General features: G+C 72.9%; 20 protein-coding genes. 15 read left to right on the top strand and 5 right to left on the bottom strand.

Translation table 11 applies throughout. From position 1 onward, the window contains the following. The first annotated feature begins 83 nt into the window (after positions 1-83). From ACSTA4_RS21390 to ACSTA4_RS21365, 6 genes are all read left to right on the top strand, one after another. Positions 84-230: a hypothetical protein gene (locus tag ACSTA4_RS21390; RefSeq protein WP_444960763.1), complete on the top strand. Its 147-nt coding sequence runs from the start codon at positions 84-86 to the stop codon at positions 228-230. 71 nt (positions 231-301) lie between these two features. Beyond that, positions 302-505 (top strand): hypothetical protein, encoded by a 204-nt coding sequence (locus ACSTA4_RS21385; protein ID WP_444960762.1) that lies wholly within the window; start codon positions 302-304, stop codon positions 503-505. Between the two features lie 83 nt (positions 506-588). Continuing rightward, on the top strand, positions 589-1,143 hold the full coding sequence (locus ACSTA4_RS21380) for a TlpA family protein disulfide reductase (RefSeq protein ID WP_444960761.1): 555 nt from the start codon (positions 589-591) through the stop codon (positions 1,141-1,143). 3 nt (positions 1,144-1,146) lie between these two features. Beyond that, the gene (locus tag ACSTA4_RS21375) at positions 1,147-2,982 is read left to right on the top strand and encodes an ABC transporter ATP-binding protein (protein WP_444960760.1); all 1,836 of its coding nucleotides are present in this window, start codon (positions 1,147-1,149) and stop codon (positions 2,980-2,982) included. Beyond that, positions 2,982-3,431 (top strand): S26 family signal peptidase, encoded by a 450-nt coding sequence (locus ACSTA4_RS21370; protein WP_444964233.1) that lies wholly within the window; start codon positions 2,982-2,984, stop codon positions 3,429-3,431. The genes ACSTA4_RS21375 and ACSTA4_RS21370 overlap by 1 nt, the downstream gene beginning before the upstream one ends. Before the next feature lie 5 nt (positions 3,432-3,436). Then, positions 3,437-3,961: a MauE/DoxX family redox-associated membrane protein gene (locus ACSTA4_RS21365; protein ID WP_444960759.1), complete on the top strand. Its 525-nt coding sequence runs from the start codon at positions 3,437-3,439 to the stop codon at positions 3,959-3,961. 81 nt (positions 3,962-4,042) lie between these two features. On the opposite strand, the gene ACSTA4_RS21360 is transcribed toward ACSTA4_RS21365, so the two are convergent. The 3 genes from ACSTA4_RS21360 to ACSTA4_RS21350 are packed head-to-tail and all read right to left on the bottom strand — an operon-like array spanning position 4,043 to position 8,923. After that, positions 4,043-5,200, bottom strand: a complete 1,158-nt coding sequence (locus tag ACSTA4_RS21360) for an acyl-CoA dehydrogenase family protein (protein ID WP_444960758.1) — start codon at positions 5,198-5,200, stop codon at positions 4,043-4,045. Beyond that, positions 5,197-7,305: an ATP-binding protein gene (locus tag ACSTA4_RS21355; RefSeq protein WP_444960757.1), complete on the bottom strand. Its 2,109-nt coding sequence runs from the start codon at positions 7,303-7,305 to the stop codon at positions 5,197-5,199. The genes ACSTA4_RS21360 and ACSTA4_RS21355 overlap by 4 nt, the downstream gene beginning before the upstream one ends. A 7-nt stretch (positions 7,306-7,312) precedes the next feature. Next, on the bottom strand, positions 7,313-8,923 hold the full coding sequence (locus ACSTA4_RS21350; RefSeq protein ID WP_444964232.1) for a carboxyl transferase domain-containing protein: 1,611 nt from the start codon (positions 8,921-8,923) through the stop codon (positions 7,313-7,315). A 126-nt stretch (positions 8,924-9,049) separates the two neighbouring features. On the opposite strand from ACSTA4_RS21350, the gene ACSTA4_RS21345 reads away from it, so the two are divergent. The 4 genes from ACSTA4_RS21345 (at position 9,050) to ACSTA4_RS21330 (ending at position 11,403) form a co-directional block, all read left to right on the top strand. Next, on the top strand, positions 9,050-9,634 hold the full coding sequence (locus ACSTA4_RS21345) for an SACE_7040 family transcriptional regulator (protein ID WP_248771451.1): 585 nt from the start codon (positions 9,050-9,052) through the stop codon (positions 9,632-9,634). 169 nt (positions 9,635-9,803) lie between these two features. After that, positions 9,804-10,403, top strand: coding sequence for a sulfite oxidase-like oxidoreductase (locus ACSTA4_RS21340; protein WP_117198233.1), 600 nt, complete (start codon positions 9,804-9,806; stop codon positions 10,401-10,403). Next, a complete protein-coding gene (locus ACSTA4_RS21335) occupies positions 10,403-11,137 on the top strand; it encodes a ferredoxin reductase (RefSeq protein ID WP_444960756.1) in 735 nt (244 codons plus the stop codon). Before ACSTA4_RS21340 ends, ACSTA4_RS21335 begins: the two co-directional genes overlap by 1 nt. Next, positions 11,134-11,403, top strand: coding sequence for a DUF6510 family protein (locus ACSTA4_RS21330; protein ID WP_248771448.1), 270 nt, complete (start codon positions 11,134-11,136; stop codon positions 11,401-11,403). Before ACSTA4_RS21335 ends, ACSTA4_RS21330 begins: the two co-directional genes overlap by 4 nt. A gap of 48 nt (positions 11,404-11,451) precedes the next feature. Here the strand turns inward: ACSTA4_RS21330 and ACSTA4_RS21325 are convergent, their stop codons facing one another. Next, a complete protein-coding gene (locus ACSTA4_RS21325; protein ID WP_444960755.1) occupies positions 11,452-11,772 on the bottom strand; it encodes a hypothetical protein in 321 nt (106 codons plus the stop codon). A gap of 301 nt (positions 11,773-12,073) precedes the next feature. On the opposite strand from ACSTA4_RS21325, the gene ACSTA4_RS21320 reads away from it, so the two are divergent. Further along, positions 12,074-13,450 (top strand): NAD(P)/FAD-dependent oxidoreductase, encoded by a 1,377-nt coding sequence (locus tag ACSTA4_RS21320; protein WP_444960754.1) that lies wholly within the window; start codon positions 12,074-12,076, stop codon positions 13,448-13,450. Positions 13,451-13,553: 103 nt separating this feature from the next. Here ACSTA4_RS21320 and ACSTA4_RS21315 read toward each other — a convergent pair whose 3' ends face one another. After that, a complete protein-coding gene (locus ACSTA4_RS21315; RefSeq protein ID WP_047869300.1) occupies positions 13,554-13,844 on the bottom strand; it encodes a metal-sensitive transcriptional regulator in 291 nt (96 codons plus the stop codon). Positions 13,845-14,134: 290 nt separating this feature from the next. On the opposite strand from ACSTA4_RS21315, the gene ACSTA4_RS21310 reads away from it, so the two are divergent. The 4 genes from ACSTA4_RS21310 (at position 14,135) to ACSTA4_RS21295 (ending at position 18,302) form a co-directional block, all read left to right on the top strand. Further along, positions 14,135-14,380: a DUF2630 family protein gene (locus ACSTA4_RS21310; protein WP_248771445.1), complete on the top strand. Its 246-nt coding sequence runs from the start codon at positions 14,135-14,137 to the stop codon at positions 14,378-14,380. A 114-nt stretch (positions 14,381-14,494) separates the two neighbouring features. Beyond that, positions 14,495-15,190, top strand: a complete 696-nt coding sequence (locus ACSTA4_RS21305) for a DUF4126 domain-containing protein (RefSeq protein WP_444960753.1) — start codon at positions 14,495-14,497, stop codon at positions 15,188-15,190. 85 nt (positions 15,191-15,275) lie between these two features. Continuing rightward, positions 15,276-15,950 carry an HAD family hydrolase gene (locus tag ACSTA4_RS21300; RefSeq protein ID WP_444960752.1) on the top strand — a complete coding sequence of 225 codons (675 nt, stop codon included), beginning with the start codon at positions 15,276-15,278 and terminating at the stop codon, positions 15,948-15,950. 348 nt (positions 15,951-16,298) lie between these two features. Next, positions 16,299-18,302, top strand: coding sequence for an acetoacetate--CoA ligase (locus ACSTA4_RS21295; protein WP_444960751.1), 2,004 nt, complete (start codon positions 16,299-16,301; stop codon positions 18,300-18,302). Positions 18,303-18,351 lie beyond the last annotated feature (49 nt).

The following is an 18,351-nucleotide window of genomic DNA, read 5'->3' as shown; positions in this document are numbered from 1 at the left end:
GTCCTTCTCCCGGCCCGCCGTCGTGCGCCGAGGTCTTCGGATGAATTGCTGACCTTCCTTGCGCGCTGTTGGCAAGGTGGTGCATGTCAGCCCACTTCCTCTGGCTGGCGCAGCGTAACACGGGGCCCGAGGAAGGCATCGAGATTGGCCGCTACCGGCCGCGGAAAAACGTGTTGCTCCTGTTCTGGAACGGTGTTCGCTTTCTTTGTGGCGGAGTGAATCGGCAGTGAACCTGCCGTGTACCCGGCGGTGGTTGTCTGTTGAGCGCCCACACCGGGCCCTTGCCGAGAAAGGACGGGACATGGTCAAACTGATCACCTCCATGAGCGACCTGATGCTTCGGTCGTTCGTTCCGCAGGTGCGTGTCGAGGCGGCCGCCTGCACTGCGTGGAGAAACTCCCACTGCAACCGCTGCGGTTTCCTCTGGACCAACAGGGTGCAGTACCAGAGCCGGGTCTGCAGCTCCGAGACCCAGATCCGCGAGCTGGACTGCGGCACCTGCTGAGTAGGCGGTCCCCCAGATAGAGAGCGGGGGCGGGGCCCCGGGTCCCGTCCCCGTCGGACCTGATTCAGAACGGAAGGTGTGTCGTGTTCCTCGTCGTCGCCGCAGTGGCACTGGTCGGTGCGCTGGGCCTTGTGAACCTGCTGCTGTCCATCGGGGTGATCCGCCGGTTGAGGCAGCACACCGAACTCCTGGAAAACCGTCCGCGGTCGGCGGACGACGACGTCCCGGCCTCCGCGGTGCCCGTCGGCACCTCGGTCGGAGCGTTCCGGGCCACGTCCACGCGGGGTGCCGAGGTGGTCTTCGACGCCTCCGCCGAGCGCCTTCTGGTGGCCTTCGTCTCCCCGGACTGCTCACCGTGCCGTAAACGACTTCCCCTCCTCCTCGACCACCTTGCGCAGAACCCGGACGTGAGGGCGCTCGCCGTGGTGATCGAGGAGGGCGGGGCTGAGGCGGATATGGTCGCGCAACTCGAACCGACGGTGTCGGTGGTGGTCCAGCCTTGGGAGGGAGAGCTGCCCAGGCTCTTCGACATCCAGGGCACCCCCTCATTCATCACGGTGGAGAACGGCGTCGTGACGGCGACCAGCGTCTTCGCCCCAGGACGCGGCGGCGCTGCGCTGAGTGTGGTGGCCGGGTAGGGCATGGACACCGAGGAGAAGAGTCCGCAACTCGGCTGGCGAGGGGTCGTCTCCGGCCTGCGTCCCGCGATCGCACTGGTGTGGCGGGCGAGCCGCTGGTGGGCGCTCGGGCTGATGGTGATCGCCGTCGTCGCGGGCGTGACGCCCGTCGCCACCGCCTGGCTCATGCGCACGGTGCTCAACGACCTGTCCGCTGGCGCCGCGGTGGCGACCGTGCTCGCTCTCGCCGCCGCGCTGGCGGTGCTCGGGCTCGTGACCGCGGTGACCACGGCGCTGCAGGTCTACGCGGAGGACGAGTTGGGCCGCAGAGTCGGCCTGCACGCCGACGACCGCCTGTTCAGGGCGGTCAACCGGCTCCCGGGCATCGGCAGATTCGAGGATCCGGTGTTCCTGGACCGCCTGCGGTTGGCCGCCGACAACGGCGGGCAGACACCCGCGCAGATCCTGCAAGCCGCTCTGGGACTGCTCGGGGGGCTCGTCACCATCTTCGGCTTCACCGGCTCCCTCGTGGTGATCCACCCGCTCCTGGCCGGGGCCGTCCTCCTTGGCACGCTGCCCGCGCTGTGGGCGCAGCTGGAGCTGTCACGCAGACGGGCCGCCATGATCTGGAGGCTCGGACCGGTCGAGCGCCGCGAACTCTTCTACCGGGACCTGATGTCGAGTGTCGAGGCCGCGAAGGAGATCCGTCTCTTCGGGCTGGGTGACATGCTGCGCGGGCGCATGCTGACCGAGCGCAGGACCGCCAACGCCGAGGTCCGGCGGATGGACCGGCGGGACATGCTCGTCCAAGTCGCCGCCGGGCTGTTGGCCGCGCTGATCTCCGGCGGAGGGCTGGTATGGGTGATCTTCCAGTCCGGCCTGGGTACGGGCGCGGTGGGCGACGTAGCCCTCTACATCGCCGCGGTCGGCGCTGTCCAGCAGGGTATGGCCGGGGTGATCTCACTCCTGGCCCAGGCCCACGGGCGGCTGCTGCTGTTCACGCACTACCGAGCCGTCGTCGCGGTCCGACCGGACCTTCCCTCCGCTCAGGCGCCGGTCGGAGCGCTGGTCGGCCGCGTCGAGCTGCGCGACGTGTGGTTCCGTTACACCCCCGACCACCCCTGGGTCCTGCGCGGTGTGGATCTGGACATCCCGGCGGGAACGGCGCTCGGCCTGGTCGGGCGCAACGGGTCGGGCAAGAGCACCCTGATCAAGCTGCTGTGCCGGTTCTACGACCCCGATCGGGGCTCCATCACCTGGGACGGGACCGACATCCGGGAGGTGGACCCCACGGCCCTTCGGGAACGGATCGGCGCGGTGTTCCAGGACTACATGACCTATGACATGACCGCCGCTGAGAACATCGGGCTGGGGGACCAGGCCCGTTTCGGTGACCGCGCGGCGATTGAGTCCGCCGCGCGCCGGGCCGGGGTGCACGACGTCATCGACGCGCTCCCGCGGGGGTACGACACGCTCGTCGCCCGGACCTTCTTCCAGGGGGAGGAGGACGCCGAGGGCGTCGCCCTGTCCGGAGGACAGCAGCAGAGGGTCGCGATCGCCCGCGCACTGGTCCGTGAGAAACGTGACCTGCTCATCCTCGACGAGCCCAGCGCGGGACTGGACGCGGAGGCGGAGTACGAACTGCACACACGGCTCAGGGAGCACCGCCGGGGCCGGACCAGCCTGCTCGTCTCCCACCGGCTCGGCGCCCTGCGTGACGCCGACCGCATCGCCGTGCTCGACGGGGGGCGGATCACCGAGACCGGCACGCACGCCGAGCTGCTGGAGTCCGAAGGCGTCTACGCCCGGTTGTTCTCGGTGCAGGCCCAGGGGTACCGAGAGGAGAACGCGCCGTGCTGATGGTGCTGCTGTCCGCCGTGGCGGCCGTGCTCGCGGTCCTGGTCCCGGCGGCGGCCCTCCTCGTGTGGACACGCCGTAGGGTCTTCGTCACGCAGGTCTTCGGCGAGAGCATGCTGCCCACGCTGCGCCAGGGAGACCGCATGCTCGCCGTGCGCACCGGCAGGGACACAGTGTTCTTTCCGCGCCAACTGGTCGTCCTCAGCGATCCGGAAGCTCCCGTGATCCGCGATGAACGCAACCGGCGCAGACGCAACTACCTGGTCAAGAGGGTGGTGGCGGTGGCCGGTGAACCGCTGCCCGAGGGTGTCGCGGGAGGCCCGGGTACGGTGCCGGAGGGCTGCTTGGTGGTTCTGGGCGACAACCCCGGCCGCAGCCACGACTCCCGGGACTTCGGACCGGTGCCGGTCGGCAGTGTCCTCGGTACCGTGCTGCGCCGGTTGGAGGGGTGAGGGGAGTGCCGTGGGATCACCTGCTGCCCGGTGCGGCGGCTCTGCTCGCGACGGTCTTCGCCGTTTCCGCGTTCGGCAAGGTCCGCGGCATCCGGGCCTTCGCCGAGTCACTGGAACCGCTGCGGCTGGTACCGCGGCGACTGCTGCTCCCCGCAGCCGGGGGCGTCCTCGTCGCCGAGGCCGCCGTGGTCGTCGCCTTCGCCGGTTACGCCTGGGGGATCGGGGCGGCTGCGAGGATCGCCTTCGGTGGTGCGCTCGCACTCCTGGGGGTGTTCACGGCGGTGATCGTGCTCTCCCTGCTGCGCGGGTCGTCAGCACGCTGCCACTGCTTCGGGCGGACCGGCGCGGTGTACGCGCCGCGCCACGTGGTGCGCAACGCCGGACTGGGCGCGGTGGCCGCGTTCGGAGCGCTCACCACGGCTTCCTCCGGGACGCCGGAGCCGGTCGGCGCGCTCCTCTCCGTGCTGGCGGGGTTCGTCGTCGGTGTCCTGGTCGTCGCCATGGACGACGTCGTGGAGCTGTTCGCGTGAGGGCCCGAGCCGCGCCAGGTCGTACGCCGCCGACCGGACCCGGGCGTGGGAGCGCACACGCCCGGGTCCGCGGACGGATGTCTAGGCGGGCAGGCCCAGCTCGCGGGCGATGAGCATCTTCTGCACCTCGCTGGTGCCCTCGCCCACCTCCAGGATCTTGGCGTCCCGGTAGAAGCGGCCCACGGGGTAGTCGTTCATGAACCCGTACCCGCCGAACACCTGCGTGGCGTCCCGCGCGTTGTCCATGGCCGCGTTGGAGGCCACCAGCTTGGCGACCGCCGCCTCCTTCTTGAAGGGTTCGCCCGCCAGCATGCGCGAGGCCGCGTCGTAGTAGGCCAGCCGTGCGGTGTGCGCACGCGCCTCCATCTCCGCGATCTTGAACTGGATCGCCTGGTAGCTGCCGATCGCGTTGCCGAAGGCGTGCCGCTCGTGGGCGTAGCGCACGCTCTCGTCCACGCAGCCCTGCGCCAGGCCCACCGACAGCGCCGCGATGGCGATGCGGCCCTCGTCCAGGATCCGCAGGAACTGGGCGTACCCGCGCCCGCGCTCGCCGACCAGGTTCGCCTCGGGCACCCGGCAGTCCTCGAAGACCAGCTCGTTGGTGTCGGAGGCGTTCCACCCCACCTTGGAGTACTTCTGGCCCACCGAGAAGCCCGGTGTGCCCGCGGGCACCAGGATCGAGGAGATCTCCGGCCGCCCGTCCTCCCGGCGCCCGGTCACGGCGGTGACGGTCACCAGCGCGGTGATGTCGGTGCCCGAGTTGGTGATGAAGGACTTGGTCCCGTTGATCACCCACTGGCCGTCCTCCAGGCGGGCCGTGGTCCTGGTGGCGCCCGCGTCGGACCCGCCGTCGGGCTCGGTCAGCCCGAACGCGCCCAGCGCCTCACCCGAGGTCAGCCGCGGCAGGTACGCCTTCCTCTGGTCCTCGGTGCCGAACCGGAAGATCGGCATCGCGCCCAGCGACACCCCGGCCTCCAGGGTGATGGCCACCGAGGAGTCCACCCGGGCCAGCTCCTCCAGGGCCAGGCACAGGGCGAAGTAGTCGCCGCCCATGCCCCCGTGCTCCTCGGGGAAGGGCAGCCCGAACAGGCCCATCCGGCCCATCTTGGCGACGATCTCGTACGGGAAGGCCTCCCGCTCGTAGTAGTCGCCGATGACCGGGGCGACCTCGCCGCGGGCGAACTCCTCCACGGCGGCCCGCAGGTCGGCGTGCTCGGTCGAGAGCTGGTGACGGTTCATGCGTGCGACTCCTCGCTGGTGGCGGGGGAGGGCGCGTCCGACGGGGTGTCGGCGGACGCGTTCGGGACGGGTTCGACGGTGACCAGGACGGCGTCCATGGGCACGGACGCGCCGGGGCGCACCGCCACGGCCGCGACGGTCCCGTCGACGGGTGAGGTGACGGAGTGCTCCATCTTCATGGCCTCCACGACGGCGAGCGGGGTCCCCGCGCTCACCGCCTGCCCCACCCGCACGGCGACGGAGAGCACCGTGCCGGGCATGGGGCTGCGCACGGTCCCGTCGGCGGCGGCGTCGTCCTCGCGCAGCGCGGCCGCGACGGGCTCCTCGTGCAGGCTCCAGGCGGCGCCGCCCGAGCCCAGCCAGCGGTGCGCGGTGCCGGGGTCGTCGGCGCGCGCGTAGGTGCGGGTGGCGCGGCCGTCGGTGACGGTGAGCCGGGTGCCGTCGGCGGAGCGCCGGGCCCCGAACGCGACGGGTTCCCCCTCCGCCACGCTCACCAGGTAGCGCCCCGGCTCCCCGTCGCGGCGCACCCGGACCGCGACGGCCTCGCGCCCGGAGAGCCGCAGCCGCCACGGGGTCCAGGCGGGGCCGCCCATCCGCCAGCCGTCCGGCACGGCGAAGCGGTCGGCGCCCGGCTCCGTCTCCAGGTCGAGCTGGTGGTCCAGGGCCGCGGCCGCGTACACCTCGTCGAGGGTCCGCTCGGGAGCCGGTGCGGGCGGGTCGGAGGCGATGAGGTCGGTGCTCAGGTCCCCGGCGACCACACGCGGGTGGCGCAGCAGCCGGCGCAGGTAGGCGGTGTTGGTCACGCAGCCCAACAGCTGGTAGGAGCCCAGCGCGGAGTCCATCCGGTTCAGGGCCTCGGCGCGGTCCGCGCCCCAGGTGATCACCTTGGCGAGCATCGGGTCGAAGTCCGAGGTGATCCGCCCGCCCTCGGCGATGCCCGAGTCCACCCGGACCTCGTGCCCCCGGGGTTCGGAGAGGGACAGGATCGGCCCGCCGGTGGGCAGGAACCCGCGGTCGGCGTCCTCGGCGTAGATCCGCGACTCCACGGCGTGCCCGACCCAGGACACGTCGGACTGGGCGAAGGGCAGCGCCTCCCCGTAGGCCACCCGCACCTGGAGTTCGACCAGGTCCACGCCGCGCTCGCCGCGCACCGCGACGACCTCCTCGGTGACCGGGTGCTCGACCTGGAGGCGGGTGTTCATCTCCAGGAACGAGAACGACAGGTCGCCTCCCGGCCCCGCCTCGGCGATGAACTCCACCGTGCCCGCGCCCACGTACCCGCACGAGCGGGCGGCGGCCACGGCGGCCTCGCCCATGGTGGCGCGCTGGGCTTCGGTGAGCAGCGGGGAGGGAGCTTCCTCCACCACCTTCTGGTGGCGGCGCTGGAGACTGCACTCGCGCTCGCCCAGGTGCAGGACGTTGCCGTGGGCGTCGGCCATGACCTGCACCTCGATGTGGCGGGGCCGCTCCACCAGCCGCTCCACCAGCAGGGTGGAGTCGCCGAAGGAGGCCAGTGCCTCGCGCCGGGCCGCCGCCGCACCGGCCACCAGGTCGTCGGGGGAGCGCACGGACCGCATGCCCTTGCCGCCGCCCCCGGCGGAGGGCTTGATGAGCAGCGGGTAGCCGGTCTCCTCCGCGGCGCGCAGGAGTTCGTCGTCGCCCAGGGGCTGCCCGGGCTTCTCGGTGAACCCGCCCAGGACGGGCACGCCCGCGGCGGCCACGGTGTCCTTGGCGCGGATCTTGTCGCCCATGGCCTCGATCGCGGGTGCCGGGGGGCCGACGAAGACCAGTCCGGCGTCGGTGCAGGCGCGCGCGAAGCCGGCGTTCTCGGACAGGAAGCCGTAGCCGGGGTGCACGCCGGTGGCGCCGCAGTCCAGGGCCAGGGCGACGATCGCGTCGGCGTCCAGGTAGTGCTCCACCCGCAGCGCCAGGTCGGCGGCGAGGGCGTGCGGGGCGTTCGCGTCGGCGTCGGTGTACACGGTGGCCGGGCTGATGCCCATGCGGCGCAGGGTGCGCATGACGCGCAGCGCGATCTCGCCCCGGTTGGCGACCATGATGCGCGCGGGCCCGTGGACGCCCGGGTTCGTGCGTGGCGTTGTGGTCAAGGGTTCCTCACATCCGGAAGACGCCGTAGCCCACCGGCTCCAGCGGGGCGTGGCGGGCGGCGGACAGGGCCATGGCGAGCACGTCGCGGGTGTCGGCGGGGTCGATGACGCCGTCGTCCCACAGCCGCGCGGTGGAGTAGTAGGGGCTGCCCTGCTCCTCGTACTGGTCGCGCACGGGCGCCTTGAAGGCCTCCTCGTCCTCGGCGGACCACTCCTGCCCGCGCGCGGCCATCTGGTCGCGGCGGACGGTGGAGAGCACCGAGGCGGCCTGCTCGCCGCCCATCACCGAGATGCGCGCGTTGGGCCACATCCACAGGAACCGGGGGGAGTAGGCCCGCCCGCACATGCTGTAGTTGCCCGCGCCGAAGGAGCCGCCCACGACCACCGTGAACTTGGGGACGCGGGCGCAGGCCACGGCGGTGACCATCTTCGCCCCGTGCTTGGCGATGCCGCCCGCCTCGTAGTCCCGCCCGACCATGAACCCGGAGATGTTCTGGAGGAAGACCAGCGGCACGCCGCGCCGGTCGCACAGCTCGATGAAGTGGGCGCCCTTGAGGGCGGACTCGGCGAACAGGATGCCGTTGTTGGCGACGATCCCGACCGGGTGGCCGTGCAGGTGCGCGAACCCGGTGACCAGGGTCGTGCCGTACTCGGCCTTGAACTCGGTGAACTCGCTGCCGTCCACGATCCGGCCGATGACCTCGCGCACGTCGTAGGGGGTGCGCGTGTCGGCGGGCACCACCCCGTACAGCTCCCCGGGGTCCAGCGCCGGGGGACGGGGTTCGCGCACCTCCCACGCGGGCGGTTCGGGCGGGCCGAGGGTGTCGGCGATGCGCCGGACGAGGGTGAGGGCGTGCGCGTCGTCGTCGGCCAGGTGGTCGGTGACCCCCGACACCCGCGAGTGCAGGTCGCCGCCGCCCAGCTCCTCGGCGGTGACGACCTCGCCGGTGGCCGCCTTGACCAGCGGCGGGCCGCCCAGGAAGATCGTGCCCTGCTCGCGCACGATGACCGCCTCGTCGCTCATCGCCGGGACGTAGGCGCCGCCCGCCGTGCACGAGCCCAGCACCGCGGCGATCTGCGGGATGCCCATCCGCGACATGGTGGCCTGGTTGTAGAAGATCCGGCCGAAGTGCTCGCGATCGGGGAAGACGTCGTCCTGCATGGGCAGGAACGCGCCCCCGGAGTCGGCGAGGTAGACGCACGGAAGCCGGTTGTGCAGTGCCACCTCCTGGGCGCGCAGGTGCTTCTTGACGGTCATGGGGTAGTAGCTGCCGCCCTTGACCGTGGCGTCGTTGGCGACCACGACCGTCGGGCGGCCCATGACCCGGCCCACGCCCGCGATCATCCCGGCGCCGGGAGCGTCCTGCCCGTCCGCGCCGTAGAGCCCGTACGCGGCCAGGGGGGCGATCTCCAAGAAGGGGGAGCCGGGGTCCAGGAGGAGGTCGACGCGGTCGCGCGGCAGGAGTTTGCCCCGCTCGACGTGGCGTGTCCGGGTCCTCTCCGGGCCGCCCAGGGCCGCGGTGGCGATCCGCTCGCGCAGCTCCAGGGCGAGGGCGCGGTTCGCCGCGTCGTTGGCGGCGAACGCGAGCCCGGCGGTGTCCACCGCCGTGCCGAGCACAGATGCCCTGCTCATGGTGTCCTCTCGTGGAGGGGTGTTAATGCTCACTAACATCTGGGATGTTAGTGACTACTAACATGGGTGTCCAGGGCCCGGCGCGACACCGGGGGAGGGGAAGGAGGCCGGATGGGGGGCAGACCCGCGGGCGAGCGGCGCGCGGCGCTCCTGGGCGCGGCGGCGCGGCTCTTCGCCGAGCGCGGCTACCGGGGGGTGTCCATCGACGACCTCGGCCGCGCCGTCGGCACGACCGGACCCGCCCTGTACCGCCACTTCCGCGGCAAGCAGGAGCTGCTCGGCGCGGTGCTGGTGGACATCAGCGAACGCCTGGCGCTCCGGGGCGGCGAGCTGGTGGCGCGGGCGTCGGGCGCCGAGGAGGCGCTGGAGGCCCTGCTGCGCGGGCACATCGCCTTCGCCCTGGACGAGCCCGACCTGATCACGGTGCACGACCGGGAGCTGGGCAACCTCACCGACGCCGACCGGCGCCGGGTGCGCCGCCTCCAGCGCGGCTACGTCGAGCAGTGGGTGGGGGTGCTGGGCGAGCTGCGCCCCGACGCCTCGGCCACCGTCCTGCGCGCCGCCGTGCACGCCGTGTTCGGGCTGCTCAACTCCACCCCGCACAGCCGGGGCGAGCTGTCGCGGCGGCACATGGCGGGGCTGCTGCTGGAGATGGGCCGGGCCGCCCTGACCGTCCCCGCCGCCGAGCCCGACTGAGCGTTCGCCCCGGGCCCGTTCCGGCCGCCGTTCCCCAGCGCTCCTCCGGTACCGGGCGCCCCCGCCCGCCGTGCCCCGCCGGCCCATCCCGGGATTTGGCTCCGGTCATGCCCTGTGCTGACCCGCCGCCGGGTAGACAGGGCGCCAGGCACCGGAGAGGAGGACCGCCATGAACGTGGTGAGCAGGGGTTTCCAGGGGCGCAGGGGAGGCGACCCCTCGCGTGTGCCGCCGGGGCAGTACGAGACCCACGACTTCCCCGTCCTGTCGGCCGGTCCCACACCGCACGTGGACACGGCCGAATGGACCTTCGCGATCGCCGACGAGGCGGGCGGCACCCGTTCCTGGACGTGGGACGAGTTCCTGGACCTGCCCCAGGAGCGGCCCCGCGTGGACATCCACTGCGTCACCCGCTGGTCCAAACTGGACACCGACTGGGCGGGCGTGAGCGTGGACACCCTCCTGGAGGACGTGGAGACCGCGGCGGAGTACGCCCTGGCGGTCAGCCACGGCGGCTACACCGCCAACCTGCCGCTCCAGGACCTCACCGACGGCCGGGCCTGGGTGGTGCACAGCTTCGGCGGGGAACCGCTGGCCCCCGAGCACGGCGGCCCCGCCCGGCTGCTGGTCCCGCACCTGTACTTCTGGAAGTCGGCCAAGTGGGTGCGCGGGCTGCGGCTGCTCGACGAGGACGAGCCCGGGTTCTGGGAGCAGGCCGGGTACCACGACTACGGCGACCCGTGGCGCGAACAGCGCTACCAGGGCGACTGATGGCGGCCTGGCGGCCCGCCGAGCTGGTGGCCGACCGGTGGGAGACCGCGAGCGCCAGGACCCTGGTCCTGGAGGTGCCGGGGTGGCCCGGGCACAGGCCGGGCCAGCACGTGGACGTGCGCCTGACCGCCGAGGACGGCTACACCGCCCAGCGCGGTTACTCGATCGCCTCGGCCGCGGACGGCGAGCGCGTCGAGCTGACCGTGCAGCGGGTGGCGGGCGGGGAGGTCTCCCCCTACCTGGTGGACGTGTTCGCGCCGGGCGACCGGGTGGAGGTCCGCGGCCCGCTGGGCGGCTGGTTCGTGTGGGACGCCGCGTCGCCCGACCCGGCGGTCCTGGTGGGCGGAGGCTCGGGCGTGGTCCCGCTGATGGCGATGGTGCGCGAGCGGCGCCGGACGGGCGGCCGGGCCCTGTTCCGGGTGCTGTACTCGCTGCGCACCCCCGAGGACCGTTACTACCGGGACGAGCTGGGCGCGCACCGGCCGGGCGACGGAGGGGTCGACGTGTTCCTGGCCTACACGCGCCGCGCGCCCGAGGGCGCGCTCCGGGGGCCGGGACGGCTGGGCGTGGCCGAACTCAACACGCACGGCTTCCCCGCCGAGTTCGCGCCGGTGTGCTTCGTGTGCGGGCCCACCGGCTTCGTGGAGACGGTGGCCGACGCCCTGGTCGCGCTGGGGCACGACCCCAGGCGGGTGCGTACCGAGCGTTTCGGCTCGGGTGGAGGTGGCGGATGAGGGAACCGGAGCACCTGGACGCCAACGTGCTGGCCGGACCGCTGTCGGAGATCATGTCCGTGGACCTGACCTCGGCCGAGCGCCGCTGCTCGGTGTGCGGGGCGTGCGGGTCCTTCGCCGAGCTGTACGTGACGACGGACGGGCCCGGTCTGGTGGCGAGCTGCCCGCGGTGCCGGACCCTGGTCCTGCGGCTGGTGCGCACACCCGACAGCGTGTGGCTGGACCTGGGCGGCACCGGGGTCGTCCGGATCCGGCTCGGGCCCTGACGGTGGCCGGGGCGGGCCCGCGGCCCGCCCCGGCACCACGCCCGCGTCCTACATGCCGCCCGTGGCGCCGTTCGTGCCCGTGCCCTGCTCCGCCGGAGCCGCCGGGGCCTCGTCGGCCGGTGCCTCCTCGGCCGGGGTCTCCTCGGCCGTGGTCCCCGGGGCCCCGTTGACCTCCGGCGGGTCGTTGTCCTCCCCGACTACCGGCGGGTCGGCGTTCTCCCCGAAGACCCCGTCGAAGAGGAAACCGAGCACTCCCCCGGGACGCGAGTCGTCCTGGTCCGCGGTGGCGGCCATGGCGGCCCCCGTACCGGCGACGGTCAGTCCGGCGGCCAGTACCGCCGCGGCGGTGATCCTGGTGAACGTACGCATACGCGTTCACGACTCCCTTCGTGTCGAGCGTCAGTGCATGACGTGATTATCTTGTTACAGAAAGTCACGGAAATCACGAACTCCCGCGCACGGGTGTTTCGGACCGGTCCGGGGAGCCGCCCCGTCCTCCCCAGGGGCCGCCAACGGCGGGCAAAGTCCCCGGCAGGTCGCGGGTGGCGGCTCCGGGATCCGCCGACCCGGCCATACATTGGCCGCGGTCTTGTGGGTAGTGCTGCGTCCAACGGCCCAACGGACGCACTCAGCCGTCCCGCCCCACGACACGTCAGAAGGAGCGCTGTCTATGTCTCGGCCTCGTATCGTGGTGGTCGGCGCGGGCTTCGGTGGTCTCCACACCCTGCGCCACCTCGAACGCCGCATCCCGGCGGGCGCGGCGGACATCGCCCTCGTCGCGCCGCACGACTACATGCTCTACAGCCCCCTGCTGCCGCAGGTGGCCTCCGGACTGCTCACACCTCAGTCGGTCGCCATGTCGGTGCACCGGCTGACCCGGCAGACCCGGTTCGTCCCCGGACACGCCGTAGGCGTGGACCCGGGGGACCGCGTGGTCGTCGTACGGCGCCCCACCGGCGAACTCGCCCCGGTCCGCTACGACCGCCTGGTACTGGCGCCCGGCGGGGTCACCCGCGCCTTCGACATCCCCGGTCTGTCCGAGCACGCCTACGGCGCCAAGACGCTGGCCGAGGCGGTGCTCCTGCGCGACCACGTCCTGGCCCAGCTGGAGCTGGCCAACGACAGCCGCGACCCGGCCGAGCGCGAGGAGCGCTGCCGCTTCGTCGTCGTCGGCGGCGGCTACACCGGCGTCGAGACCGCGGCTTCGCTCATGCGCCTGTGCCAGGAGGCGGCCAAGCGCTACCCGGACCTGCGCTCGGTGATCCGCTGGCACCTGGTGGACATCGCGCCCAAGGTGTTGCCCGAGCTCGGCGACCGCCTCGGCCGCAAGGCGCTCGACCTGCTGCGCTCCATCGGCGTCGAGGTCAAGCTCAAGGTGAGCGTGCGCGAGGTGACCGACGACAAGGTGGTGCTCACCGACGGCCGCGCCCTGCCCTGCCGCACCCTCATCTGGACGGCGGGCGTCTCGCCCAGTCCGCTCATGTCGACCCTGGACAAGCCCACCCAGAAGGGGCGCCTGGAGGTCGGCGCCGACCTGCGCGTCCCCGGGCTCGACGACGTCTTCGCCGTCGGCGACGCCGCGGCGGTGCCCAACCTCTCGCACGAGGACAGCGACTACTGCCCGCCGACCGCCCAGTACGCCACGCGCCAGGCGGCCACCGTCGCCGAGAACGTGGTCTCGTCGGTCCTGGGGCGTCCGATGAAGGAGTTCCGGCACCGGGACATGGGGCTGGTCGTGGACCTGAGCGGCAACGACGCGCTGGCGCGCGTCATGCAGCTGGAGCTGAGCGGACTGCCCGCGCTGGGCGTCACCCGCGGGTACCACCTGATGGCGGTGCCCTCCGCGACCGCGCGGGCGCGCATCCTGGCCAACTGGGGGATCCGCAAGGCCACCGGCGGTGACACCTCGCGCCTGGGGTTCGCCGACGACGGGCGCCCGTCCTCGTTCGTGGCCAACGAGTCGGTCGACTACCTGGACGCGGAGACCTCCCGCCGGGAGGGCGCGCGCCTGCTGGAGAACCTGCACGCGCGCTACGGCGTGCACTGACCGGGGGCCGTCCGGGCTCCGCCGGGTCCGGACCGCCGTGCCCCGCCGGCCTGCCGCGACGGCCCGCCGCGGCAGGCCGGGCGCGGGGGCGGGAGCGGCGGGGTCAGGAACGGACCAGGCGGGCGATCGCCTCGGAGGCCTCGCGCACCTTCGCGTCCGCCTCCTCGCCGCCGTTGGCCACCGCGTTGGACACGCAGTGCTTGAGGTGCTCGTCGAGCATGGACAGCGCGAAGGACCGCAGCGCCTTGTTGGCCGCCGACGTCTGGGTCAGGATGTCGATGCAGTACTGGTCGTCCTCGACCATCCGCTGCAACCCGCGGATCTGGCCCTCGATACGGCGCAGCCGGTTGATGTGGCTCTGCTTGTCGTTACTGTAACCGTGGGTCGCAGCCATGCTCCCGCTTCCGTGTCGTTCCTGCTCAGATGCCATTACCATACCCCCTCGTGGTATCCAACGGCGGGGGCCGGGAACGCATTCCGCCGGTGCGCCCCCGTGGACGCGCGTCTCACCGCCAACGCGGCCGTAGTAGGAGTTTCCCAGACGAACGGGGACCGGTCGTCGCGCCCGCGGGCGCGCGTGCCGTGCGCGGGGGCCGTCACCGCGCGTAAACGTCCGGTCCGCTCTGGGCAACGCGGGGGTGGGGAGCCTTGCCCGCGGCCCCGCCCCGAACCGACCATGGCGGTATGACTGACAGCGCCGAGAACGACATCATGGCCACCATCCGCGGACTGATCGACGAGGAGCACGCGCTCCGCTCCACCGCCGGAGGGCTGGACCCGCAGGAGCGCGCCCGCATCAAGCAGGTCGAGGAGGCGCTCGACCAGTGCTGGGACCTGCTCCGCCAGCGCAGGGCCCGCAGCGAGTTCGACCAGGACCCCGACCAGGCCGAGCCGCGTCCGGTCTCCGAGGTCGAGAACTACCGGCAGTAGGGGGCCGAACCGAGAACCCCGCGTGCTCCGCGAGCGTCAACACGGGTACAGCGGCGCCGGGCGATGACCGCATGACCGCACGGCGCCCCACCCCGGGAGCACAGAAGGAAGCGCATGCTCACCACACTGACCGGGTTGGGCCTGGCCTCCGCGGCCGGGCTCAACGCCTACATCCCCCTCCTCCTCGTCGGACTGCTCGCACGCTTCACCGACCTGGTCCCGCTGGGGGAGTCCTGGCAGTGGATCGAGCACCCCGCCACCCTCGTGGTCCTCACCGTGCTGCTGGTCGTGGAGTTCGCGGCGGACAAGATCCCCGCGGTCGACAGCTTCAACGACGCCCTCCAGACCGTGGTGCGGCCCACCTCCGGCGGCATCACCTTCGGCGCGGGGGCCTCCGCGGTGGAGCTCGGCGAGATCACCGGAGCCGCCTCCGGCGCCGCCGCGGGCGGGGACGGGGTCTCCTGGTGGGCGGTGGTCGCGGGCGTGGTCGTCTCCCTGGCCTTCCACGCGGTCAAGTCCCTGGCCCGGCCGGTGGCCAACTCCGTGTCCCTGGGGTGCGCGGCCCCGGTTGCCTCCTTCCTGGAGGACGTCGTCAGCTTCGTCACCTCGCTGCTGGCACTCCTGGTGCCCGTCCTCGTCCTCGTCGTGTTCCCGCTCATGGTGGCGGCGAGCGTGTGGGCGGTCCGGCGCGGGCGGCGGCTGCGCCGGGAACGCCGCGAGGCGCGGGGCGCCGGGCCGCAGGGGACGGACACGGGCGCGCCCACCGGCGCGGAGGGCGGCAGCCCGGCGGGGGAGTCCCGCCCGGGGTGAGGCGCCCCGGCGGGCGCGGGAGCCGGACCGGGGGTGGCGCACGACGCATTCCCCGACCGGGGCCGGTGCCCGTAAAGTGCGGTCAATGGCTGAGACGACTTTCGACCGACACGACAGCACCCACATCGTCTGGGACTGGAACGGCACCCTCCTCAACGACAACCACGCCAACCTCGCCGCGGTGAACGCCGTGTGCGAGCTGTTCGGCCGCGACCCCGTGGAGCTGGACCACTGGCGCTCCGTCTTCCGCCGCCCCCTCATCCCCTGCTACGAGGAACTCCTCGGCCGGGCCTTCGAGGAGGGCGAGTGGGAGCGGGCCGAGAGGCACTACGACAGCAGCTACCAGGAGCTGCTGTCCTCCTGCGAACTCACCGCGGGCGTCCCCGACGTCCTGCGGGAGTGGACCCGCGGCGGCGGCACCCAGTCCCTGCTGTCCATGGCCTCCCACGAGCACCTGGTGCCCCTGATCGAGGAGCGCGGGCTGACCGGGCACTTCACCCGGGTGGACGGCCGCCAGTTCCAGACCGAGGACGACTCCAAGGCCGAGCACCTGGTGCGCCACCTCGAACACCAGGGCATCGACCCGGCCCGGGTCGTGCTGATCGGCGACATCGACGACGACGCCCGCGCCGCCCGCGAGGCCGGGGCCCGCTCCATCCTCGTCACCAGCGGCCTGATGTCCCGCGCCCGCCTGGAGGCCACCGGCTCCCCGGTGGTCGACTCCCCGGCGGCCGCGGTGGCCGCGCTGCGCGGCGACTGAGGCGACCGCGGGGCCCGGCGGCCGCCGCCCGCGCCCCCGGGCACCGCGCGTCCGGACCCCGGGGGCCGCGCCCGCGGAAGGCGCGGCAAAGATCCGGTCACCGGCTCTCCCGCCCGCCTCCGGCCCTGTCAACGGGTGCCGCCCACGCCCGCGCGGCCGCCCGGCGGTGGGTCACGCACACAGGTCCCCTCCCACCGGTGACCTGCGCACTCGACGCGCCTCCCGGCCCCCGTCACCCCGGGGGCCGGGCCGTGGCCGCCGACATGTGGTGTTGTTAGATGGGTCTCACAGCAACACACGGTCGGCAACACGCCGTGCGGAACACAGTGCGAATGGGAAGGCGGGCCAATGACGGAGAACAGCGTGCCCCGGGTGCTCTGGAAGCCCGACGAGGAGAGGGCCGCGTCCTCCAACATCGTCGCGTTCGCCCGATGGGCCGAGCGCGAGAAGGGGGTCCGGGCCTTCGGCGGCGCCTCCGCCGCGTCCTTCGACTACGACTCCCTGTGGCGCTGGTCGGTCACCGACGTCGACGGCTTCTGGGAGTCGGTCTGGGAGTACTACGGCGTGCGCTCCGAGACCCCCTACGAGCGGGTCCTGGGCGAGCGCACCATGCCCGGAGCCGAATGGTTCCCCGGTGCCACCCTCAACTACGCCCGGCACGTCTTCGAGGGCCGCGACGACGACCGCGTGGCCATCCGCCACGCCACCGAACTGCGCGGCCTCGGCGAGTGGACCTGGGGCGACCTGCGCCGCCGCACCGCCGCCATCGCCGCCGGGCTGCGCGAACTGGGAGTGGGCCCCGGCGACCGCGTCGTGGCCTACCTGCCCAACCTGCCCGAGACCGTCGCCGCCTTCTACGCCGCGGCCTCCCTGGGCGCGGTGTGGTCCTCCTGCTCCCCGGACTTCGGCGTGCGCAGCGTCATCGACCGCTTCGCCCAGATCGAGCCCAAGGTCCTGCTCGCCGTGGACGGCTACCGCTACGGGGGCAAGGACTTCGACCGCCGCCCCGTCGTGGAGGAGCTGCGCGCGGCCCTGCCCACCGTCGAGCACACCGTCCTGCTCGACTACCTCCGCCCCGGGGAGTCCCTCGACGGCACCCTGCCCTGGGGCCGGCTGGAGGAGTCCGGTGCCGGGGCCGAGCTGGAGTTCGCCTCCGTCCCCTTCGACCACCCCCTGTGGGTGCTCTACTCCTCGGGCACCACCGGCCTGCCCAAGGCCATCGTCCACGGGCACGGCGGCATCCTGCTCGAACAGCTCAAGAACCTCCACCTGCACCTGGACGCCCGGGAGCACGACCGGGTCTTCTGGTTCACCACCACCGGCTGGATGATGTGGAACTTCCTGGTCAGCGTGCTGCTGACGAAGGCCTCCATCGTCCTGTACGACGGAAGCCCCGCGGCCCCCGACCTGGGCGCCCTGTGGGACCTGGCCGCCGAGGCCGGGGTCACCGTCTTCGGCACCAGCGCCGGGTTCCTCTCCTCCTGCATGAAGGAGGGCGTCCACCCCCGCCGGGGCCGCGACCTGTCCGCGCTCAAGGCCATCGGCTCCACCGGCTCGCCGCTCAGCCCCGAGGCCTTCTCCTGGGTCTACGAGGAGTTCGGCGAGGACCTGTGGCTGTTCTCCACCTCCGGCGGCACCGACGTGTGCAGCTGCCTGGTCGGCGGCACCCCGACCCTGCCCGTCCACGAGGGCGAGATCCAGTCCCGGGCCCTGGGCATGGCGGTGGCCTCCTGGGACCCCGAGGGCAGGGAGCTGGTCAACGAGGTCGGCGAACTCGTCGTCACCGAGCCCGCCCCGTCCATGCCGCTGTTCCTGTGGGGCGACGACAGCGGCGAGCGGCTGCGCGACAGCTACTTCTCCGTCTACCCGGGCGTCTGGCGGCACGGCGACTGGATCGCGATCACCGACCGCGGCACCGCGGTCATCTACGGCCGCTCCGACTCCACCATCAACCGCGGCGGCGTGCGCATGGGCACCAGCGAGATCTACCGCGCGGTCCTGGCCCTGGACGAGGTCGTCGACGCGCTGGTCGTGGACGTGCCCCAGGCCGACGGCTCCTCCCGGATCGAGCTGTTCACCGTGCTGCGGGAGGGCGCCGACCTGGAGGGCGACCTGCCCCGGGAGATCGCCCGCCGCATCCGCACCGACTGCTCGCCCCGCCACGTGCCCGACCGCGTCCGCGTCATCGGCGCGGTGCCCCGGACCCTGTCGGGCAAGGTCCTGGAGGTGCCGGTCAAGCGCATCCTCATGGGGGAGCGGCCCGAGCGGGTCGCCAGCCGCGACTCCCTGGCCAACCCCGAGGCGCTCGACTTCTTCAGCACCCTGGCCGGGGAGCGGGAGAGCGCGGGCTGACGGCGACCGCGCCGGGGCACGTGGCCGGTGGCGGCCACGTGCCCCGGCC

The organism is Nocardiopsis sp. M1B1 (assembly GCF_052466615.1).
This window is presented reverse-complemented; position numbering and strand designations above follow the sequence as displayed.